At 61.7% G+C, this 20,904-nt stretch carries 18 protein-coding genes and 3 pseudogenes; 4 read left to right on the top strand and 17 right to left on the bottom strand.

Translation table 11 applies throughout. The annotated features are described in order from the left end of the window. Window positions 1-19: 19 nt before the first annotated feature. Window positions 20-1,060, bottom strand: coding sequence for a phosphotransferase (locus tag IGW03_RS32875; protein WP_151638137.1), 1,041 nt, complete (start codon window positions 1,058-1,060; stop codon window positions 20-22). 230 nt (window positions 1,061-1,290) lie between these two features. Here IGW03_RS32875 and IGW03_RS32870 point away from each other — a divergent pair, with 230 nt between their 5' ends. After that, complete coding sequence (locus tag IGW03_RS32870) at window positions 1,291-1,899, top strand: methyltransferase domain-containing protein (RefSeq protein WP_151638102.1); 609 nt, start codon at window positions 1,291-1,293, stop codon at window positions 1,897-1,899. Here IGW03_RS32870 and IGW03_RS38465 read toward each other — a convergent pair. From IGW03_RS38465 to IGW03_RS32810, 14 genes and pseudogenes are all read right to left on the bottom strand, one after another. After that, entirely contained in the window at window positions 1,896-2,111 is a 216-nt protein-coding gene (locus IGW03_RS38465) for a Clp protease/crotonase-like domain-containing protein (protein ID WP_225984820.1), read from the bottom strand. The genes IGW03_RS32870 and IGW03_RS38465 overlap by 4 nt on opposite strands. Before the next feature lie 87 nt (window positions 2,112-2,198). Beyond that, window positions 2,199-2,468 carry an enoyl-CoA hydratase-related protein gene (locus tag IGW03_RS38755; protein ID WP_264158749.1) on the bottom strand — a complete coding sequence of 90 codons (270 nt, stop codon included), beginning with the start codon at window positions 2,466-2,468 and terminating at the stop codon, window positions 2,199-2,201. Window positions 2,469-2,551: 83 nt separating this feature from the next. Beyond that, window positions 2,552-2,614, bottom strand: a pseudogene (locus IGW03_RS38750) (hypothetical protein); the annotation flags it as partial. A 106-nt stretch (window positions 2,615-2,720) separates the two neighbouring features. Continuing rightward, window positions 2,721-2,927, bottom strand: a complete 207-nt coding sequence (locus IGW03_RS32860; protein WP_151638103.1) for a hypothetical protein — start codon at window positions 2,925-2,927, stop codon at window positions 2,721-2,723. Then, on the bottom strand, window positions 2,924-3,529 hold the full coding sequence (locus IGW03_RS32855; protein ID WP_194726660.1) for a DUF2889 domain-containing protein: 606 nt from the start codon (window positions 3,527-3,529) through the stop codon (window positions 2,924-2,926). The genes IGW03_RS32860 and IGW03_RS32855 overlap by 4 nt, the downstream gene beginning before the upstream one ends. 11 nt (window positions 3,530-3,540) lie before the next feature. Further along, the gene (locus IGW03_RS32850; RefSeq protein ID WP_151638105.1) at window positions 3,541-4,362 is read right to left on the bottom strand and encodes an SDR family oxidoreductase; all 822 of its coding nucleotides are present in this window, start codon (window positions 4,360-4,362) and stop codon (window positions 3,541-3,543) included. Between the two features lies 1 nt (window position 4,363). Next, window positions 4,364-6,175 carry an acyclic terpene utilization AtuA family protein gene (locus IGW03_RS32845; protein WP_151638106.1) on the bottom strand — a complete coding sequence of 604 codons (1,812 nt, stop codon included), beginning with the start codon at window positions 6,173-6,175 and terminating at the stop codon, window positions 4,364-4,366. Between the two features lie 18 nt (window positions 6,176-6,193). After that, window positions 6,194-6,967: an enoyl-CoA hydratase/isomerase family protein gene (locus IGW03_RS32840; RefSeq protein WP_151638107.1), complete on the bottom strand. Its 774-nt coding sequence runs from the start codon at window positions 6,965-6,967 to the stop codon at window positions 6,194-6,196. Window positions 6,968-7,018: 51 nt separating this feature from the next. After that, complete coding sequence (locus tag IGW03_RS32835) at window positions 7,019-9,001, bottom strand: acetyl-CoA carboxylase biotin carboxylase subunit (protein WP_151638108.1); 1,983 nt, start codon at window positions 8,999-9,001, stop codon at window positions 7,019-7,021. 34 nt (window positions 9,002-9,035) lie between these two features. Next, on the bottom strand, window positions 9,036-10,190 hold the full coding sequence (locus IGW03_RS32830; protein ID WP_151638109.1) for an acyl-CoA dehydrogenase family protein: 1,155 nt from the start codon (window positions 10,188-10,190) through the stop codon (window positions 9,036-9,038). A 32-nt stretch (window positions 10,191-10,222) separates the two neighbouring features. After that, the gene (locus IGW03_RS32825; protein WP_151638110.1) at window positions 10,223-11,845 is read right to left on the bottom strand and encodes an acyl-CoA carboxylase subunit beta; all 1,623 of its coding nucleotides are present in this window, start codon (window positions 11,843-11,845) and stop codon (window positions 10,223-10,225) included. A 169-nt stretch (window positions 11,846-12,014) separates the two neighbouring features. Continuing rightward, a complete protein-coding gene (locus IGW03_RS32820) occupies window positions 12,015-12,908 on the bottom strand; it encodes a phosphatidylglycerol lysyltransferase domain-containing protein (RefSeq protein WP_194726659.1) in 894 nt (297 codons plus the stop codon). Between the two features lie 14 nt (window positions 12,909-12,922). Continuing rightward, complete coding sequence (locus tag IGW03_RS32815) at window positions 12,923-13,720, bottom strand: TIGR03084 family metal-binding protein (protein WP_151638112.1); 798 nt, start codon at window positions 13,718-13,720, stop codon at window positions 12,923-12,925. 23 nt (window positions 13,721-13,743) lie between these two features. Beyond that, a complete protein-coding gene (locus IGW03_RS32810) occupies window positions 13,744-14,526 on the bottom strand; it encodes an enoyl-CoA hydratase-related protein (protein WP_194726658.1) in 783 nt (260 codons plus the stop codon). 287 nt (window positions 14,527-14,813) lie between these two features. Between IGW03_RS32810 and IGW03_RS39360 the strand changes: the two are divergent. Further along, window positions 14,814-15,841, top strand: a pseudogene (locus IGW03_RS39360) (IS701 family transposase). A 66-nt stretch (window positions 15,842-15,907) separates the two neighbouring features. Here the strand turns inward: IGW03_RS39360 and IGW03_RS32800 are convergent. Continuing rightward, window positions 15,908-17,032: a C4-dicarboxylate TRAP transporter substrate-binding protein gene (locus tag IGW03_RS32800; protein ID WP_323745054.1), complete on the bottom strand. Its 1,125-nt coding sequence runs from the start codon at window positions 17,030-17,032 to the stop codon at window positions 15,908-15,910. Between the two features lie 508 nt (window positions 17,033-17,540). Between IGW03_RS32800 and IGW03_RS32795 the strand changes: the two genes are divergently transcribed. Beyond that, complete coding sequence (locus IGW03_RS32795; RefSeq protein ID WP_151638114.1) at window positions 17,541-19,145, top strand: AMP-binding protein; 1,605 nt, start codon at window positions 17,541-17,543, stop codon at window positions 19,143-19,145. A 471-nt stretch (window positions 19,146-19,616) separates the two neighbouring features. On the opposite strand, the gene IGW03_RS32790 is transcribed toward IGW03_RS32795, so the two are convergent. Beyond that, a protein-coding gene (locus IGW03_RS32790; RefSeq protein ID WP_151638115.1) for an IS5 family transposase occupies window positions 19,617-20,404 on the bottom strand; the annotation gives its coding sequence in 2 pieces (ribosomal slippage) (window positions 19,617-20,059 and window positions 20,059-20,404; 789 coding nt in all). 53 nt (window positions 20,405-20,457) lie between these two features. Between IGW03_RS32790 and IGW03_RS39355 the strand changes: the two are divergent. Further along, window positions 20,458-20,904: pseudogene (locus IGW03_RS39355) on the top strand (IS701 family transposase); the annotation flags it as partial.

Raw genomic sequence — 20,904 nt, 5'->3', positions numbered from 1 at the left:
TTTCAGTGAAATAGTTGTGTCAGCGATTGCGCATTGTCGTTGCCTGTCGCCAGCCGGCTTCCGCGATCGGCCGGGCCTTGCGTCCGGTCTCCAGGGCTTGGGCGCTTGACGCATTGCCGTCGAGGGCTCGCTTGACGATGCCCTGCAGGATCGCCGCGAGGCGAAACATGCTGTAGGCAAGATAAAAATCCCATTCCTCCTGGGGAATCGGGCCGCGGCCGCTGCGCCGGCAATACTGGTCGAGGTAGGTTTGCTCGTCCGGAATCCCGAGCGCGGCCAGGTCCGCGCCGCGCATGCCGCGAAATTCATCTGCGGACAAGCGCCATGTGAGCGCGTGATAGGCGAAGTCGGCAAGCGGATGGCCGAGCGTCGACAGTTCCCAGTCGAGAACGGCGACAATGCGCGGTTCGGTCGGATGGAATATCAGGTTGTCCAGGCGCAGGTCGCCGTGCACGATCGCCTTCTCGTCGGCGGCCGGAATGTGCTCGGGAAGCCAGGCGATCAGGGCATCCATGGCCGCAATGGTTTCCGTCTCCGAAGCCCGGTACTGCCTGGTCCATCGCGCGATCTGGCGTTCGAAGTAGTTGCCGGGACGGCCGAAGTCGGCGAGTCCGACGGCTGCCGGGGCAATGCCGTGCAGCGCGGCGACGACCCGGTTCATGTCGTCGTAGATCGCGGCGCGTTCGGAAGGCTGCATGCCGGGAAGCGTGGGGTCCCACAGCACCCGCCCGGCAACGAACTCCATCACGTAGAACGGCGTGCCGATGATCGTACTGTCATCGCACAGGCAATAGGTGCGCGCAACGGGTACCTCACTGCCATGCAAGGCGGTGATGACCCGGTATTCGCGTTCCACTGCGTGGGCCGACGGAAGCAGTACCCCGGACGGTTTCTTGCGCAACACGTAGCGCTGCCCGGGCGTCTCCAGCAGGTAGGTCGGATTGGACTGGCCGTCGGAGAAACGCCGGGCCTGCAGCGGCCCGGCAAAGCCTTCCACGTGCGTTTCCAAATATTGCTGCAGGCGTGCGGTCTCGAAATCCTGGCTCTGGCTCTCTGTCATGTCCTCACTTGTGATTGCGTTCACCCGGATCTCCTGTGCAGGGGCGCCGTTGCATTGGCTGGCGCCATGCGAAAAGTGTAGGGGAACTCCCGCCAGGGACCGCGAATTCAGCAGGTTAACGCAAGGACCGGGCCCACCGCAGCGCAGGGAAGGGCGGCGTGGCAGGCTGGCACAAGACGCTCGGTGACGGGCTCGGCATCATGGTAGCGAAAACAACAAAGGAGAATGTAATGGCAGGTCCCACACGCGATTTCTGGGAAGCACGTTTTGCATCGGGCAGCATACCGTGGGACCGGGGCGGCCCGAATCCGCAACTGCAGCGCTGGATAGACGCCAGCTGCATCAAGGCACAGCAGCGGGCCGTTGTGCCCGGCTGTGGGCAGGGCTGGGAAGTTGCCGCCATGGCAGCGGCAGGCATACAGGTGACCGGACTTGACTTTGCGCCTGCGGCGATCGATGCATGCCGCGCGCTACTGACTGCCAATCAGCTCGACGCACAATTATGCGTGGCCGACGTGCTCGCGTGGAGGCCGCCGATGCCGGTCGACGCGGTCTATGAACAAACCTGCCTGTGCGCGCTGCATCCCGACCATTGGCAGGGTTATGCGAAACAACTGCATGCCTGGCTACGGCCGGGCGGCAGCCTGATGATGCTTGTGGCGCAGGTGCCGTCGGAAGAATCGGCGCACGGCTTCATCAAGGGACCGCCGTACCATTGCGACATCAACGCGGTGCGCGCTCTATTTCCGGTATCCCGCTGGGACTGGCCGAAGCCGCCCTACCCCCGCTCACCCGCCGGGCCGGGAACCGAACTGGCGCTCGTGCTGACCAGACTTTAGTCCCGGTAGACTGGCTGGCGCTGCTCGCGCTGCGCCGCCAGCGCCTCTTCCAGATCCGAAGACAGCAGCATCCCGGCATTCCAGGTGGCAATGTAGTTCAGGCCATCCTCAACGGAATGGTCGCGCACATACGTGATCATTTCCTTGGTCCCGCGCACCGCCAGCGGCGACTTCGCTGCGATGCTGCGGGCGGTCTCGTCGACTCCCTGCACCAGCGCGTCGATCGAATCGTAGGCGCGGTTGACCAGTCGAATTTCCTGCGCTTCGGCGGCTGCAACGCGGCGTGCGGTATAGGAAAGTTAGCGCGCCATGCCTTCGCCGATGAGCTTGGGCAAGCGCTGCAGCGTGCCGACATCGGCAGTCAGGCCGACGTCGACTTCCTTCACCGAGAAGTAGGCATCGGCGCTGCAGTAGCGCAGATCACAGGCGCTGGCGATATCGATACCGCCGCCGACACATGCGCCGTGGATACGCGCAATGACCGGCTTGCGGCAACGCTCGATGGCGCTGATCGTGTCTTGCAGGTCAAGGACATCAGACGCACCTGTTCGGCGCCTCGCCCGCGGCATTCAACCGCGGCAAATCGTTGCAGCGCGTCCAGCATGGACAGGTCAATGCCGGCACAGAAATGACGCCCCGCGCCGGACAGGACCGCCACGCGTACCGCCTCGGTGCGGTCCACCCATTGCATGGCGGCACGCAGTTCCTGCCACATGCGATCATCGATGGCATTGGCCTTGTCCGGGCGGTTCAGCTCCAGGTAGGCAAGCGGGCCATCCTGCTGGAACCGGATTGTCGTAAATTCCATGGCTACACTCTCGCTAATTCAGTTCCATCGCTACCCGCGTGCCTTCCGCTATGGCACGCACCGCATCGAGTTCCGCTGCGACCCGGGCACCGCCGATTAGGTGTGTTCCCAATCCACGCTGGCGCAGGGCCGAATGCAGGTCCGCCAGCGGCTCCTGCCCGGCGCATACCACGATGGTGTCGACTTCCAGCGGTGCAAGCAGATGCGGATAGGCGCTCATGTTTCCTCGTTCTGTATTTGGCGTGAGCCGTCATTGCTGTTCTGGCTGTTCTGGCTGTGGGCGTCCGGCCGTGGACGGTACCAGCGCGGATGAAACTGTGCGACGACCGGGCCGCTGGTGTCGAGTGCGTGGCAGCCGTCCAGACTGAACGGCTTGGCGTCGTCCAGCCGCGGGACTTGTCCCACGAGCGCCTGGATGACGCCGGTACCCATGGTTAGCAGCAGCTCGGTCAGATGCGTGCATCCATTCACGCCGGCCAGCAGCCGGCGCACTGCCGAACGAAAGCCCGGCCCCACGCGCAGGCCGACCAGTTCTTCATACTTCGGTGTGATGGTGGTGCAACTGCGGCCAAAGGGTGCGGCGTCGGTGGAGGCGGCAACGGCGACGATGGTGGCGTCTGCGTCGACGGTGAGCCGCAGACGCATGTCGTGTATCGGTTCGCCAGCCGGTAGCGGGCCGCGCGGTAGCGTAATGTCATGTGCGCGCTTGTCCTGCAACTGCCCCTCGACATCGTACAGGCCGTCCGCGCGGCGGTAGGCCTGGATAGCGATGGTGCGCGTATGGATGGGCTCGCGGTCTTCCTCCGGGTGCGGTAAGGGCACGCTGCCTCCCTTCAAGGCGTGACGAAAAGGTCAATCTGCGGCGCGACACCGGGACTCACGCTGTACGCATCAAAGCCGCTCATGCCTGCCTCGCGCAGCACCTCTTCATCGAGATACAGCCTGCCGCTGCACTGCCTGCTGTCGGAAGTCAGGATCCGGTAGGCAGCGTCGGCCATGATGTCCGGTATCCGCCCACGCTCGGCAGCGCCCTGCCGGGCCACGTTGAGTGCGGCGGTCGCGATGATGGTGCGCGGCCAAAGGCCATTGACCGCAATGCCAAAAGCGCGGAACTCCTCGGCCATACCCAGCGCCAGCATGCTCATTCCGTAGTTCGATGCGGTGTAGGCGGGATGCGGGCCCAGCCACTTGGGGTCGAGGTCGATGGGCGGCGACAGTACCAGCACATGCGGATTGGCCGCCTGCTTCAGGTATGGCAGACAGGCCTGGGTGCAGGCGAACGTACTGCGCATGTTGATGTCCATCATCAGGTCGTAGCGCTTCAGTGAGGTTTCTTCTGTGCCGGTGATGCTGATTGCACTGGCATTGTTGGCCAGGATGTCGATGCCGCCGAAGCGTTGCACCGCTTGTTCCACCGTTGCCCGGACCTGGTCTTCGTCCCGGACGTCGACCACCACCGGCAGCGCTTGTCCGCCAGCCTGCTCGATTTCCTCTGCGGCGCTGAAGATGGTGCCAGGCAGGCGCGGATCAGGTTCGGCTGTCTTGGCTGCGACCACGATTTTCGCGCCATCGTGTGCGGCGCGCAGTGCGATCGCCTTGCCGATACCGCGACTGGCGCCGGTGATGAACAGCGTCTTGTCCTTAAGTGTGGGCATCTTATGCGTCCAGTTCGCGTGCGAGCGCGTCCGGCACAGCGACCGGCATGTCGAGCAGCATCTGCGCCATGCCCTTGCCGAGCGGGTCCATTCGCATCGATGCCGTCCCGCCACCGTCGAGCGCGTCATACAGCAGGAAATTGCAGGCATGGATGCCGGGCAGCGCATAGCGCACCACCTCGCCGCGCACCATGTGAACGAAATATTGTTTCACCGCCTGCGGCGTCAGCTGGCTCTGAATCAGCGGCAGGTATTCCGGCTTGCGCGCGATGACGCCGATGTTGGAGATGTTGCCCTTGTCGCCGCTGCGCGCCCAGGCCAGGCGCACCAGCGGTACCGAGCGCGTGCCGCTGGCTGCTGCGGGTGCCGATGCGTCGGTGGTATCGGGCGCCGTGGGCGCGATCGGCGCGCCGGTCACCGGCACTTCCACGGTTGTACTCTCGCCGCCCATGGCGACACTGATCCGGACTTCGCGTTTGGGCAGCGTGAAAGCAAACTGCTTGATCAGCGGCGACGCCGATGGTCGGGCGAGCGCCGGGCCGGTGGTACCGGGCGACCAGGAGGTGCCGGCCGGCGCGATTTCGCGCGCGAAGATTTCCAGCGCCTGTTTCGACATGTGGTTGACGGCTACCCGCATCATCACCTCGCGCGATGCGCCGGTGCGGGCGTGCGGGCCGTAGGAAGTCTCGGCACCGATGATCTCGATATGCGATGCGCTGTAATCCGGCAGCCCAAGTTTGTTGAAAATGCCGCGCGTGCGCTCCAGGATCGCTTCGCCGGTGCGTCGGGCCTTGGCGGCAGCATCGATGCCGATGATGACCAGCGTGCCGGCGCAGCGGTAGCCATCCATGTAAGTAGCCGACACCTTGTAGGAATCGGTCGGTGGCTTGCCGCGCGCACCAGCCACCCGCACCCGGTTTTCGCCTTCCTGAACGATCCTGACTTCGCGGAAGTCGCATACCACGTCGGGCAGCACGTAGGCGCCCGGATCGCCGATCTCGTACAGCATCTGTTCCGCCACCGCAGGGGCCAGTACGCGACCCCCGGTATCGTCCGGTTTGGTGACGATGAAGCTGCCATCGGCATGACATTCAATCACCGGATAGCCGATGTTGGCCCAGTCGGGAACATTCTCCCAGTCGGTATGCAGCCCGCCGGTCGCCTGGCAGCCGCATTCGATGATATGGCCTGCGAGGCTGCCTGCTGCGAGAAGGTCATGGTCGCCCGTGCTCCATCCGAATTCATGCATCAGCGGACCGAGCGTGACGGCACTGTCGACGCAGCGGCCGGTGATCACGACATCTGCGCCAGCGGCAAGCGCCTGGGCCACCGGCAGTGCGCCGAGATAGGCGTTGGCACTGAGGATGCGTTCCGGCAAAGGCTGGCCGGTGAACATGTCCTTGAGCCCGGCTTCGCGCAGCGCGGGAAGCGTGCTGGCGACGTCGTCGCCGTCGACCACCGCAATCTTCAGCTGCACGCCCATTTCATCAGCCAGCCTGGCCAGTGCGTCGGCGCAGCCACGCGGATTGATGCCGCCGGCATTGCTGACCACCTTGATGCCATGCCTGGCAAGCTCGGGCAGCACGCTTTTCATGGCGACGTCGACGAAGTCGGTGGCATAGCCAAGCTCGGGCTTCTTGCCGCGGGCCGAGGCAAGGATCGCCATCGTGAGTTCAGCCAGATAATCGAACACCAGGTAGTCGATGCGCGCACCGCCTGCCAGTCCGCTCACCAGTTGGGCGGCGGCCACTGAGCTGTCGCCCCAGAAGCCCGACGCGCCGCCGATGCGGACCACTTTACCGTTTGCTTGCATATACCCTTCTCCTTGTATTCAGCGCCCGGTCCAGACCGGCTTGCGCTTCTCGTTGAAGGCGGCCAGGCCTTCCTTTGCGTCCTCGGTCAGCGCGAGCAGGGCGATCTGGCTTTCGGTGTACGCGATGCCCTGTTCAAAGGACATCGACGCCATTGCGTGCATTGCATACTTGCCGCGCCGGATGGCGGTCGGCGACTTGTCTGTCAGGCGGTTCAATAGCCAGTGTGTTTTTTCGTCCAGTTCCGCGGCCGGCACGACGTAATTCAGCAGTCCGTGAGCTTGCGCGGTGCGGGCGTCGAAGGGCTCGCCGGTGATGCACCACTCGCGCAGCACGCGTTGCGGCACCAGGTTTTGCAGCAGGCTCAGCACCTGCATCGGAAACACGCCGACCTTGACTTCCGGCAATCCGAACAGTGCATAGTCCGCAGCCACTGCCATGTCGGCCATGCAGAGCAGGCCCATGCCGCCGGCCATGCACGTGCCATTGATGCGAGCGATAGTAGGAAGCGTCGCGTCCTGCGCCTGGCGCAGCAGGTCGGCATAGGCGATGTTCGGCGTCGCATAGTCGAACGCGAAGCCCTTGCCCGGCTGCAGGTCCCCGCCGGCGCAGAATGCCTTTTCACCAGCGGCGGTCAGAACGATAGCGCGCACTTCGGGGTCGGCGTGAGCGAGGCGGTAGCCTTCACGTATGCCGTCGATGACTTCCTGGTTGATGGCGTTGCGCTTGTCAGGCCGGTTGATGGTGATCCAGAAGGCAGAAGATTTCTTTTCGTGGAGGACAGGGTCGCTCATGGTGTTCTCGTGAAAGTTGGAGGTCCGGGGCAGCAAAAGAATGCGCCTGCATCATGCTGCCTGCGCGACCTCCGCAGATTCGATCTCGGCGATGACGCGATGCACGGCAACCTGATCTCCCATGACAGCGGCCAGTGACTTCACGCGACCGGCCACGGGTGCGGTGTGGACATGCTCCATCTTCATCGCGTCCAGGGTCAGCACCGGCTGCCCCGCCTTTACCGTGTCACCGATGGCTACATGGACCGCCACCACGCGCCCGTTCATCGCGGCGCGGATGCGTCCGTCGCTGGCATCTTCGCCCTGCGTCTGGGCGGCATGCGTCAGGTCGGCGATGCGGTAGGCCGTGCCGCGGAACTGCAGATGCAGCACGCCGCCGTCACGCATGATCGCCGCGCTTTCAATCAGCCCGCCGCAGGCAAACCGCACCAGCCCGGCCTGCTGTCCAAGTATCTGCAGTTCCTGCTTCTGCTCGCCGACGGTCACGCTGAAGCGTCCGCCGCCGCAGTTGACGAGCGTGGCCACGCATTGCTTGCCGTCGATGTCCATATAAAACGCAATTGGCAGGCGGTGGGCGATGTCCATCCCGTTGCCCTTCCCGGCGCCTGGGGAGTCAGTCTGGTAAAGCATGGCGGCAGCAAGCGCATGCGCGCGCAGGGTGCCCGCTTCATCGATCTGCAACAGCGCCTCGCCATGCCGGCCAATGAAGCCGGTGGTAGCATCGCCGGCAGCAAAAACCGGATGTGCAAGACAGCGCGCAAGGAATTCCTGGTTGGTGCGTACGCCCAGCGCCACCGCGTCCTGCAGCGCGGCATGCAGCTTGCGCCGCGCCTCATCGCGATTGCGGCCATAGGCGATCAGCTTGGCGATCATGGAATCGTAGTATGGCGGTATCTCGGCGCCTGCTTCTAGCGCATCTTCGACGCGGATGGTGTCCGGCATCTGCCATTGCACCACAGTGCCGCTCTGCGGCATGAAGCCTTGGTGGGCATCTTCGGCGCACAGCCGGACCTCAATCGCGTGGCCTTCCCAGCGCACATCTTCCTGCCGGATTGGCAACGGCTCGCCAGCGGCGACACGCAGCTGCAATTCGACCAGGTCGAGGCCGGTGATCGCTTCAGTGACCGGGTGCTCGACCTGCAGCCGGGTATTCATTTCCATGAAGTAGAAGTTGCCTTCGGCATCGAGCAGGAATTCCAGCGTGCCTGCCCCTTCATACCGGATCGCGCGCACCGCAGCCACTGCAGTCTCTCCCATCCGCTGCCGCAGCTCGGCATTGACGGCTGGCGACGGTGCTTCTTCCACTACTTTCTGATGGCGTCTTTGCACTGAACAGTCACGCTCGCCGAGATGGATCGCATTGCCGTGACGGTCGGCGAACACCTGTATCTCGATATGGCGCGGTTCGACAATGGCACGCTCAAGAATGACCTCGGGATTGCCAAATGCACTCTGCGCTTCTGACTTGGCGCTGCGCAGTGCGTCCAGGAAGGCGTCGTGGGATGTGACCAGGCGCATGCCGCGCCCGCCGCCGCCGGCGGTAGCCTTGATCATCACCGGATAGCCGATATGATGCGCCTCTTCATGCAGGCGTCCTTCGCTCTGGTCGGCGCCCTGGTAGCCGGGGATGCATGGCACGCCGGCATCCATCATCAATCGCTTCGCGCCGGCCTTGTTGCCCATCTCGACGATGGCTTGCGGCGAAGGGCCGATGAACACCAGGCCGGCATCGTGGCAGGCTTGCGCAAAGTCTTCGTTTTCCGCGAGGAAGCCGTAGCCGGGGTGGACCGCATCGGCGCCACTGAGGCGGGCTGCCTCGATGATGGCCGGAATATTCAGGTAGGACTGGGCAGGCAGGGATTCACCGATCCAGACCGCCTGGTCCGCCTCGCGCACATGGCGCGCATTGCGGTCGGCAGTGGAGAACACGGCTACCGTGCGATAACCGAGTATGCGTGCGGTGCGCATGACGCGCATGGCGATTTCACCGCGGTTGGCAATCAGGATCTTGTGAAACGGAGTGGATGTCGACATGGCTTTGCTTGCGATGAAGGATGGATTGTGCAAGTTATTCGGAGCGCGGGAAGATGCCCATGTACTTGGAAATGATCTGCAGCATGACTTCGTCGGCGCCGCCGCCAATCGAGGTCAGGCGGCCGTCACGGAATGCGCGCGAGACCGGGCTTTCCCAGACATAGCCCATGCCGCCCCAGAACTGCAGGCAGCCGTCGGGCACGGCGCGCATCAGGCGGCCCGCCTTGAGCTTGGCCATCGAGGCGACCTCGGTTGCATTCTCGCCGTTGACCACCATCTCGACGCCACGCCAGGTAAGGGCGCGCAGCGATTCGACTTCGGTCTTGAGTTCGGCCAGCTTGAAGTACACCCACTGGTTTTCCAGGATGGACTTGCCAAAGGCCTTGCGCTGGCGCGCGTACTCGATGGTGTCGTCGATCACCCGCAGCAGCATGCCACCGGCGTTGAGCGCTCCCCACAGGCGTTCGATCTGGAACTGCTCCATCTGGTAGATGAAGCCCATGCCTTCTTCACCGATGCGGTAGCGCTGTGGCACACGCACCTCGTCGAAGTAGAGCTGCGCGGTATCGGACGCATTCATGCCGATCTTGCGCAACTTCTTCGCCACCGATACGCCGGGTGTCTTCATCGGCACCACGATCAGTGATTTGTTCTTGTGCACCGGTCCGTCTGAGGTATTGGCGAGCACCACGCAGAAGTCGGCCTGCGTGCCGTTGGTGGTCCACATCTTGCCGCCGTTGATGATGTAATCGTCACCGTCCCGGCGCGCAGTGGTCTTTATCGAGGCGACATCGGAACCGCTGCCGACCTCCGACACGCCGAGGCAGGCGACCATCTCGCCGGATATCGCAGGCGCCAGGAATTCCTGGCGCAGGGAATCGGACGCCCGTTCAGCCAGGGCCGGTGTCGCCATGTCGGTTTGCACGCCGATGGCCATGGGCACTCCGGCACCGTTCACATCACCGAGGGTTTCTGCCAGCACAGCGGCATACGAATGATCGAGCCCCATGCCGCCGAATTCGACCGGTTTGCTCAGCCCGAGCAAACCAAGCTTGCCCATCTTCCCGAACAGCTCGTGGGCCGGAAAGATTTCGTCTTCCTCCCAGTCATTCACATAGGGATTGATCTCATCGGCGATAAAACGCTTGATCGTGCGCCGCATTTCTTCGTGTTCGGGTGTCAGTTTCATGCATTCTTCTCCGTCATCATTCATTACGGGACTTAGGGGCGCGCGACCGAGAACTGCATCGCATGCGGCTGGCGGACCTGCGCCTCGCGGCAGACCGACAGCACATAGGAGAGCACCGCACGCGTGTCGCGCGGATCGATCACGCCATCGTCCAGCAATAGCGCACTGGTCGTGAACACATCCATCTGGCTGTCGAAGTTGTCGACGATCTTGCGCTGCAGCTTGTCCAGCTGATCGTGGTCGACCTCGGCGCCCTTGCGCTTCATGGCGGCCTCGGTAACGATAGCCATCGTTTGCGCCGCCTGTTCGCCGCCCATCACGGCTGTCTTTGCGTTGGGCCATGAGAAACAGAAGCGCGGATGGAAACCTCGACCGCACATGCCATAGTTGCCGGCACCGAAGGATGCGCCACAGTAGATGGTGATCTGCGGAACAGTCGCGTTGGTCACTGCCTGGATCATCTTGGAACCGTGCTTGATGCTGCCGATTTCCTCGTAGTGACGGCCGACCATGAAGCCGGTCGTGTTGTTGAGATAAAGGATAGGCACCTGCGCCTGGCAGCAGGACTGGATGAAGTGCGTGGCCTTGGCGGCACCTGCCGGATCGATCGGCCCGTTGTTGGTGATGATGCCTAGTGGGTAGCCATCGATCATTGCATGGCCGCACACGGTGGCCGAGCCGTAGCGCGCGCCGAACTCCAGGAAATCGGAGTCGTCCACGATACGGGCGATCACCTCTTTCATGTCGACCGGGCGCTTGTGGTCCATGGGCATAATGCCCAGCAGCTCTTCCTTGTCGTAGCGCGGCGGCGCGACGGGACGTGCATTTTCCCGCGGGACGCCCCGGTTCCATTCAAGCTTGCTCATGATGTCGCGTGCGATGCGCAGCGCATCGCGGTCGTCTTCCGCAAGATAGTCGCCGAGGCCGGAAATGCTGGTGTGCATCTCGGCACCACCCAGTTCTTCCTCGGTGGCAATTTCGCCGGTTGCCGCCTTGAGCAGCGGTGGCCCGGCAAGGAAGGCGCGCGAACGTCCGCGCACCATGATGATGTAGTCGGACAAACCGGTCTGGTAGGCACCGCCGGCGGTGGAGGAGCCGTGGGTAATAGTGAGCACCGGCAAGCCCGCTGCGGACAGGCGCGCCAGGTTGCGGAACAAATTGCCGCCGCGCACGAAGTCCTCGACACGGTAGGCCATCAGGTTGGCGCCGGCGCTTTCCACCAGCTGCACATAGGGCAGCTTGTTTTCCAGCGCCAGTTCCTGTACCCGCAACTGCTTGTCCAGGCCACGCGGTTGCAGGGCGCCGGCATCGATGCCGGAATCGGAGGCGCACACCATGCAGCGCACGCCCGAAACGTAACCGATGCCTGCTATCAGGCCGCCGCCGGGCACACTGCGGTCAGGATCGTTGACATCAAGGCCGTAACCCGCCAGCGTCGCCAGTTCCAGGAACGGCGTGCCGTGGTCGAGCAGGAGGGCGAGCCGTTCGCGTGGCAGCAACTGGTGCCGCTTTTCGAAGCGCGGCTTGGATGCCGATGAGGTGCGGCGGGTGCGTTCCTCCAGCATGCGGACGCGCTCCAGTAATGCCAGCATGCCGCCACGATTGGTTTGGAAGGACTCGCTGCCGGTCGAAATATTGGTCTCGATAATTGCCATGTTGTCTGTGGTCGATGTGTTGGCGACACAGGCCTGAAAGACCTGCTTTTTGCAGTAGTGAAATGAAGGTTACCTGCGCGTCCTTGTTGCGTCTTGCGTAAAGTGGCTGATGCGCAGGAGCCTGTTTCAGAATAAAAATAACCTCGAAGGATGAGGGCTTTCCGGCTTCTTACGCGCGCAATGCAACCCGGCATTTCTGCAACATTGCGTGAGGCTGGTAGGACCGCTTGGTCTGCCGGAAGTTGGGCAGCCCAATATCCTGTTCGAAGTTGATCCATGCAATATCCTGCGCCTGCATGCAGTAGTGATGGAACATGTATTGGTAGATGCCCTTGTAGCGGTCGCTTCCCTTGGCAAAGCGCATCGCGGCGGTGCCCGCACTGAGTCGTTGCGCGATGATGAATCCGGCCGGGTCCCCGTTGGCGTAGTAGATCCGGGCGTCAAAGCCGAAACGCCCGATCAGTTGCAGCGCCTCGCGGCAGGCCGATTCATCGGCCTCGCCCTGCGCTTTATCCTTGTCCTGCATCCAGGCTGCGAGCAGCGACTCGGCGTCGCCAATGCGATCAGGGCCCAGGGGATGCGCGGTGACCTGCCATTGCCGCAACAAATGCTGCATCAGCTGGCGCTTCTTGCGCAGCAGCTCGCCGCGATAGTCACGGAAGTTCTGTGCCGCATACAGGTAGTCGTCATCGTCTTCGCATTGCGTGACAGTAAACAGCGACGGATCGAGCGCGGCTGCAGTGGATGCCGGAACCGGGAAGAAGCAATCATGCTCACGTAACAAGTCTTGAAGTACGGCGACTGGTGCCGCGTAGAGGTCGAACAGCGGCATCAGGTGGCGCACGCCGTCATAGGTGACGCCGGCCACGCACGGCCAGGGTCCACGCAAGAAGCGATAGGCGTGGGCACGGCGGAAAAGATAGAGATTGGAAAACGCAAACTCCGACAGGCAGGCACTCCCCAGACGCTCACGCAAGGGCAACAGCATTCCGTCGATTTCCTCGCTGTGTTCCAGTGCCAGCGGCAGGCCGAAATCGACTTGCGCGGCAGCGACCGTAGCCAACACGCTCGGCAATCTCAATAACGCACCGCGCGCACTCCCGGCGCCGGTCCATCCGCCGGCGGTCCGGCGAAACATTGAGCAATCGGCAGCCATTCAGCACCGGCTCCCGCGTATTCCAGGCCGGTATCTCGTACGTTGCGCCGCTGCGTGACAACCAGGCAAAAGTCTTCCGCGCTGCCGCGCACAAAGTCGGTGTCGGAGGGAGCGTTCCATGTCCACGCCTCGCCGTCCGGCGCCTGCAGCACGATATACGGCGCCACCGGAGGCACCGGCAACTTGCGGTTGACGAAGGTCCAGCCAAAGGTAGTAACGCCGATATGGGCGATATGACGCAAGCGGCCGGTAAGCGGGCGGCGCGCCGGCACGCTGTCATAGACATCCTGGCCGTGCGCCCAGGTTTCCATCAGGCGTGCGGTCGCAAACGATCGCGCGCTCATGGTCGGGCCGTACCACGGCAGGCGTGCCTTCGGATCGAGTCCGGCCAGCGCCGCCACCAGCGCCTGGTAACGCACGCGCCAGACCTGCAGCAGTTGCGCACCGTCGAGATGACCGAAACGTTCACGGGCAATCTGGCTGATTTCCTTGCCGCTTTCCTGTTCGGCCATCAGCGCCCTGGTACCGGCGGCAAACGCTTCGGCGTCGGTCGCTGCAAGCAGGCCGGTCTCGTCGAAGTAGCAGAGGTGAGCGATTTCATCCCATGGCGTCCAGCCGTAGAACTGCGTCCTGCGCTGCCACTGCTCCGGGCTCAGCGTGGCACACAGCGCGGCAAGTGCATCGTACTCGGCGAGCAGATCTGCGCAGAGGTCTTTCATGCTGTCTCCTGTTGTTCTCGTATTCAGCGGCCACGAAATACGGGGCTGCGTTTTTCCATGAAGGCGCGCACGCCTTCGCGGCCGTCCCGACTCCCGGCGCTGGCGATCATGTAGCCCGCTTCGAGCGCCAACTGCTCCTGCAGGCTGCGCGTACCGGCGCCATCAACCAGCTGCTTGATGCGTCCGAAGGAAGCGGTGGCTCCGGCGGCAAGCCGGGCAGCCAGTGCGCACGCCTCCTCGGCCAACCGGTCATCTGGATACACTGCGTCAACCAGTCCGAGCGCGAGGCATTCCTCGGCGCCGACGGGCTCATTGAGAAAAAGAATGCGCTTGGCCTGGGCAGCCCCCGCGCGCCGCGCCAGTTGCCACGACGCACCGAGGTCTGGTGACAGGCCGATCGCGGAGTACCCGCCTCGCAGTTTCATCGATTGCGAAGCCAGCACGATGTCGCCACACAGGGCAAGCCCGATACCCCCGCCCCCGGCCGGGCCGTTGACCGCGGTGATGACGGGACAGGGAAGCTCCGCCAGTCGCGATACCGCCGCATGCAGTCGCGGTATTCCCGCCTGCATAAGCGCCGACAGGTCAGCAGCGTGGAGCATTTCGTCGATGTCGCCGCCGACGCAAAACTCTTTGCCGCTGCCGGTGAGCACCACCGCGCGCACGGCATCCTGCGCCCTGAGCTTATCGACGACTGCGACAAGCGCCATGCCGGAGGTCTCGTTAATGGAATTGCCGGCATCGGGACGGTTCAGCGTAATGGTGGCAACGCCGTCGCTCAGGTCGAACAGCACGGGATCGAACAAGTTTCACTCCTTTGAATGGTCGCAGCCAGCATACCGAAAAGAATGGGCGCGGTCTTGCGTTAAATGGCTACACTGAAGCCGGGCAAGCCTGCGCATAACGGTGGTAATGCCTTCGTCCTTGCTCCTTCTCTGTCAACTAGCCCCCTCTTGTCGAATGCTACGGAGAGCGCACACTGTGCCGGGTGCGTGAAAAATGGGTGCCACAGAAATAGGACTTACGCAAAAAGTTAATGTTTTTGAGAATGACGTAAACCCAAAACGGGTTAAAAATCTGTACATTGCCGGGGATTACGACGACACGCGCGACGCGACTGGATTACTGCCAATACCTGCTGGTGAGCCAGATCAACTACACCATCACGAACTACGCGGCCCATACGCCAAACCAGATGAGCCACGATGCGATCAATCGCTACCTGCGCGAGGACCGGCTGACGTCACGGCTGGTATGGGAACATGCTCGTTCGCAGATTCAATCCTCGCCGTATGGTTATGTGATTTTCGACGACACCGGGCTGGACAAGAACTTCTCGCACAAGATCGAACTGGTGCGGCTGCAGTTTCCCGGCAACGCGCACGGTTTGATCAAGGGCATCGGCCTGGTCAACTGCGTGTACGTCAATCACGAGACGGGGCAATACTGGGTGATCGATTTTACCGCATCTACGATCCGGAACGGGACGGCAAGAGCAAGCTTGACCATGTGCAGGACATGCTCACGCAGATCGTGCAGCACAAGCAGTTGCCGTTTCATGCGGTCCTCATGGATACCTGGTATGCGACCAGGGAGCTGATGCTGTTCATCGATTCCCTCCACAAGATTTACTACTGCCGGCTCAAGGACAACCGGCAGGCCGACGATTCCGGCGGCGACGCTCCGTATCGCCGGGTCGATGAACTGGCGTGGACCAGCCACGAATAGGCGCATGGCAATCTCGTCAAGATCAAGGATTACCCGAAAGACTACAAGGTGAAACTGTTCCGGGTCGCGGTTGCCACCCACCGCACGGACTGGGTCGTCACCAACGATCTGGCTCAGGATTCGGACACTGCCGTACAACAGGCGGGCGGCATGCGCTGGAAGACGAGCAGTTTCACCGCGAACTCAAGCAAACCACCGGCATCGAAAAAACCAGTGCCGCAAGGCACACATCCAGCGCAATCATATCGTCTGCGCCATGCTCGTCTGGCTCCGCTTGACCGACCTCGCACGCCAAACCCAACAAACCGTCTACCGCATCAAGCACGGACTGCTCGACAACTACCCCCCCGTCAGCAGCTCAAAAATCCTTCCGTCAAGATGCGCTTTGCGTAAGTCCGATATGCGTTTATCCGACTGACGCCGTGGCCCTGCCTGCTGCACGGCGTCACTTGTCGTAGGTTACATTCCGTGCTTGTTCACGTCGACCTTGGAATAGATCTCCTTCCAGTACAGCTCACCCAACTGTTCCATGCTTTCGACCGGCTGGACCAGACCGACCCATTTCTGCAGAATCGGACGGAAGGTGCTGAGCATCTCCTCGCCGCGCTTGACGCCATGCTTCTCCGCGAAATACTGCGCAATCGCGCCCATGTCCTTTTCAATAAAGGCTTGTGTCTTACGCACAAGGGCTGGATCCGCCTCATGCATGCGCACACCTTTTTTCTTCGCTTGCTCTAGGATCTCGTTTTCCTTCTGCTGATATATCCATGGCGTGTAAGCCCCGCCTTCGGCTGACGCGCGCAGGAAGGCCTTGCGGTCTTCCGCGCTCAGACTGCGCCAGGCGTTTACGTTCATGTTGAAACCGGCAGAGGCGAACACGCCGCCCGGCACTGCCATCGTGATATCGGAAATGACGTCCATCAGACCGAAGTTGTGGATTTCGGGTGTCGAAAGAATCAGGCAATCGACTACGCCCTGTCCCAGCGCCTCGCGCATTTCGTTACCGGTCATCGTCACTGGCGTGGCGCCGATGGCTGTGGACCACCGTGACCAGTTGGCCGCACCCGCACGCAGGCGTTTGCCCTTCAACTCCGCTTCGTTTCGTACTGGCTTGTTGCACAACAGGCCGAAGGACGAGCCACCGACATGGCCTGTATAAACCGCTTTCTGCTGCGCAAACTCCTGATGGCACTCCGGGCAACTGAAGAAGGTGAACTCGGTAACCGCGCCGGCGAAGGCCGATGCCTCCTTGCCGCGCACATCCTCGCCCATCAGCCGCAGCATCATTGAGGCTTCCGTCACTAGGTTGGTGTGCGGGTACTCGGCTGGGAAATAAGGGGTAAGCACGAAGCCGATGTCGGCAATGCCGTCGCGCAGGCCGGCCGAGGTCTCGGCCATGTTCAGTAAAGTCAGTGGAAAAACGCGCACGCTATGGCGTCCCTGCGTGTACTTCGCCACGCGCTTGGCATAGTCCTCAGCCATTTTGACGTTGTAGGACCCGGGCGGGAACCCGATCGCATATTTGAACTGCTTGGCCGACGCGGTTCCACCGATCATCGTGGCACCGCACAGCAATGCGGCCACGATTAACCTGGGAATGTAGGCTAAAAATTGCATTTAAGTCTCCTTGGGGTGGGTTCAGCAAAATAGTCACGCGGCACGCGTGTCCGAGAGCGCTTCGAAGGCCGTATGCAAGCCCACTCACACTGCCTTTAGAGCAGGGCATCTGGTGTATTGCCTTGAACGTGCCAGTGTCGCCTAATCCTTGCACGCATCGGGTGGCTTGCCGCACTACTTCAGCATGACGGGTTCGCTCATAGTGTTTTCCGCTCGGCTTATGGAAAGCCCCCAAACTACCAAGGTCTGTCGTTCACAGCTTGCGTCAAGTTGCTGCCCTCGTCACGCCAGCGCCGCGTGCAGTCCTTCCAGACTGCGTTGCAGCCCACGTTGGCGCATTACTTGATACCGCGCTGCGCTGTGCATGTCAGCTAATTGACACAAGACCTGACCATGTGGCCTGCCTTACCGTGACGGGTGCAAGCGCGACAGCGCGCAATTTCCGCCGCCCTAACCCATACCATGGAGAACAAGCATGCCCCAACGCGATGACCCACCTATCTCCCCCCTCGAGCGCAACCTGGTCGAACGGGTCAATGTTGCCGACATCCTGACCCGTTCGGCCGACCTGTACCCGGAAAAGGTAGCGGTAATTGAGGGCGAACAGCGCCTCACCTACGAAGATTTTGATCGCCAAGTTACCCGGCTCGGCCATGCGCTGCTCGGATGCGGGCTGGCGTCCCAAGACGTGGTTGCGGTCATGGCCCGCAACGCCACTGAACTGTTACTGACCTATTTCGCCTGTGCGCGTGCCGGGCTGATATGCGCGCCGGTCAACCTGGGTTTGCGTCCTTCGGAAATAGCGTACTGTTTGCGCGACGCGGGTACCCGGGTGATGATTGCCGACGCGTCGCTGTCCGAACTGGCGACGGCTACGCGCGCTGAGGAGCTGCCCGCGCTGCGCCAGGTTTTTTGGTTCGGCAGTACACCGGCCGCTGGCCTGCCGGTTGGGGATGGACGTTTCGAAGACTTGCTTGCGCGCGGCAAGGATGAAGCGCTGGAAGTCCTTGTCCATGAACGCGAGGCCGTGCAGTTGCTCTACACCAGCGGCACGACAGCGCTGCCCAAGGGCGTGCTGACCAGTCACCTTGCTGTCACCATGGCCGGCCTTTCCAATGCCATTGGCCACCGTTGCACGCCGGAAGTCGTAACCCTGGTAGCGCTGCCCCTCTTCCATTGTGCGGTACTCAACTCGATCACGATCCCCGTACTCATCGTTGGTGGCACGGTCGTATTGGCGCAGGGATTCGAACCTCATCAGGCCGCGCGCCTGCTGGAAGAGCATGCGATACAGCTGGTAGTACTGCTGCCGATGATGTACGGATTGATGCTGAGCGACCCTGAACTGAAGGAGCGGCGCTTTCCGGCGATGCGGCGCGCGATGTATGCCATGGCACCGCTGCCCGAAGAAGGCCTGCGCCAGATCCACGCCATGTTCCCGAATGCCGACGTGGTACTGGGTTCGGGACAGACCGAGTTCACACCGGCCACTTGCATGCAACGTCCCGAGCACCAGTGGTCTAAGGCTGCGACCTGGGGCACAGCCACGGCCATGACGCGCGTGGCTATCATGGATGGACAGGGACGGCTGCTACCGCGCGGCGAAACCGGCGAAATCGTCTATCGCGGCCCACAAGTAATGAACGGTTATCTTAATTTGCCAGGCGAGAGTGTCGCCGCATTCAGGCATGGCTGGTTTCACAGCGGCGATGTCGCCCACATGGATGAAGACGGAGCAATCTGGTTCAAGGACCGCTACAAGGACGTGATCAAGACCGGCGGCGAAAACGTGGCCTCCATCGAAGTCGAGCGCTGCCTGCTGGAGCATCCGGCCGTTGCAGAGGCTGCGGTAATCGGTGCTCCGCATGCACGCTGGGGCGAAGCCATCACCGCGGTGGTGATACTGGGACGGGGCCATTCGGTGGAAGAACATACGCTCATCGCTCATTGCAGGGAGCGCTTGGCCGGCTTCAAGGTGCCCAAAGCGGTGGTCTTCGTGCGCGAGTTTCCGCGCACCGGCACAGGAAAAATACAGAAGAACGTGATCCGCTCGCAGTTGAAGGATCTCTACCAGCAATAAGCATCGAAAGGATGTCGGTGCAGCGGCCGGCATCCCTGCTTTCCGACAGCCGCGCCGCCGCAAGCAGGACGCGACCCTGCGCGGCAAGGTCTAGCGGCCGTATGCGCTCGGGAACGAACCGGCTTTAGCGCCCACGCCAGACCGACGCCCGCTTCTCCGCGAATGCACGTGCGCCTTCCTGTGCATCTTCCAAGTGGACGACCGGATCGGCAATGGAAACCTGAAGTTAGAACATGCGATCGACCGGCCAGCTGGCCGACTCATTCGTGATGCGCTTGCTTGCATCCACGGCCAGCGGCACATCTCAACGATGCTGCGTGCCAATCCGAGAGCGGCCTCAAGCGCCATCCCTTTACTCAGCAGTTGCCAATATAGGCGACAGATGGAGCGTTAAAGAATGAGCGAACAAGCTCCTATTTTTTAATAGGACTTACGCAAAAAGTTAATGTTTTTGAGAATGACGAGCTGATTTCATAAATACCTTCGAAGTAGGATCATGGCGAGGGCAAGATGAACAAAGGCGGTGTAATGCTCAACGCACCGGTCCCATCGGGTAAGCACGCGCTTGAACTTATTAAGCCATGCGAAAGTGCGTTCGATTTTCCAGCGCCTGGTGTAACGCCGCAGCGCTCGCCCGTCCTGGGTCACTGCTTTCTTCCGGTTGCGCTTATGCGGTGCGATCAGTTCAATACCGTGCTGTGCCAGTCTTTGATCGAGCGGATCACTGTCGTAGGCGCGATCCCCAATAAGTCGTCGGGGTCGTCCCATGGTGACGGTTTCATCGATGGTAGCCTCGACAAGGGTGACTTCATGTGGACTAGCAGAAGCCGTGTGCACGGCGAGTGGAAGACCATGAGCGTCTGCAATAACCATGAGCTTCGACCCTTTGCCCCGCTTGGTCTTTCCCACTTTAGGCCCCCTTTTTTTGCCACCACGAAGGTGCCGTCGATGAAGCATTCCGATAAATCGATTTTTCCCGCTTCTTGCAGGTGCCGGGCCAGCGCTTCGAGTATCTGCCGCATGACGCCGGCTTTCACCCAACGACTAAAGCGCCTGAAGCAGGTCGAACCGGAAGGAAACCGGTCGGGAAGATCGGCCCAGCATGCACCGGTACGCAATACCCATAAAATACCGTTGAGCACGGCGCGGTCACTATGCACTTCAGGTCGGCCACGTCCGTCTGCCCGTCGTACGATGACTGGAATGAGCGACTCGAGGACTGCCCATTGTTCATCGGTAAGTTCTTCTCTTCGCGCCATGATGAAACCTCTTCATGCCGAAAAAAACATTGACTACCTATTAATAAAATGAGTTCTACTGCCGGCTCAAGGACAACCGGCAGGCCGACGATTCCGGCGGCGACGCTCCGTATCGCCGGGTCGATGAACTGGCGTGGACCAGCCACGAATAGGCGCATGGCAATCTCGTCAAGATCAAGGATTACCCGAAAGACTACAAGGTGAAACTGTTCCGGGTCGCGGTTGCCACCCACCGCACGGACTGGGTCGTCACCAACGATCTGGCTCAGGATTCGGACACTGCCGTACAACAGGCGGGCGGCATGCGCTGGAAGACGAGCAGTTTCACCGCGAACTCAAGCAAACCACCGGCATCGAAAAAACCAGTGCCGCAAGGCACACATCCAGCGCAATCATATCGTCTGCGCCATGCTCGTCTGGCTCCGCTTGACCGACCTCGCACGCCAAACCCAACAAACCGTCTACCGCATCAAGCACGGACTGCTCGACAACTACCCCCC

This window comes from Noviherbaspirillum malthae, from assembly GCF_015352985.1.
GTDB lineage: Bacteria > Pseudomonadota > Gammaproteobacteria > Burkholderiales > Burkholderiaceae_D > Noviherbaspirillum > Noviherbaspirillum malthae.
The sequence above is the reverse complement of the archived record's forward strand: the minus strand, read 5'-3'. Positions and strand labels throughout refer to the sequence as shown.

Excerpts from the sequence above, each read along its gene's own strand:
- IGW03_RS32875 (WP_151638137.1), bottom strand. The coding sequence starts at position 1,060 with ATGACAGAGAGCCAGAGCCAGGATTTCGAGACCGCACGCCTGCAGCAA.
- IGW03_RS32870 (WP_151638102.1), top strand. The coding sequence starts at position 1,291 with ATGGCAGGTCCCACACGCGATTTCTGGGAAGCACGTTTTGCATCGGGC.
- IGW03_RS38755 (WP_264158749.1), bottom strand. The coding sequence starts at position 2,468 with ATGCCGCGGGCGAGGCGCCGAACAGGTGCGTCTGATGTCCTTGACCTG.
- IGW03_RS32860 (WP_151638103.1), bottom strand. The coding sequence starts at position 2,927 with ATGAGCGCCTATCCGCATCTGCTTGCACCGCTGGAAGTCGACACCATC.
- IGW03_RS32850 (WP_151638105.1), bottom strand. The coding sequence starts at position 4,362 with ATGCCCACACTTAAGGACAAGACGCTGTTCATCACCGGCGCCAGTCGC.
- IGW03_RS32845 (WP_151638106.1), bottom strand. The coding sequence starts at position 6,175 with ATGCAAGCAAACGGTAAAGTGGTCCGCATCGGCGGCGCGTCGGGCTTC.
- IGW03_RS32840 (WP_151638107.1), bottom strand. The coding sequence starts at position 6,967 with ATGAGCGACCCTGTCCTCCACGAAAAGAAATCTTCTGCCTTCTGGATC.
- IGW03_RS32835 (WP_151638108.1), bottom strand. The coding sequence starts at position 9,001 with ATGTCGACATCCACTCCGTTTCACAAGATCCTGATTGCCAACCGCGGT.
- IGW03_RS32830 (WP_151638109.1), bottom strand. The coding sequence starts at position 10,190 with ATGAAACTGACACCCGAACACGAAGAAATGCGGCGCACGATCAAGCGT.
- IGW03_RS32825 (WP_151638110.1), bottom strand. The coding sequence starts at position 11,845 with ATGGCAATTATCGAGACCAATATTTCGACCGGCAGCGAGTCCTTCCAA.
- IGW03_RS32815 (WP_151638112.1), bottom strand. The coding sequence starts at position 13,720 with ATGAAAGACCTCTGCGCAGATCTGCTCGCCGAGTACGATGCACTTGCC.
- IGW03_RS32795 (WP_151638114.1), top strand. The coding sequence starts at position 17,541 with ATGCCCCAACGCGATGACCCACCTATCTCCCCCCTCGAGCGCAACCTG.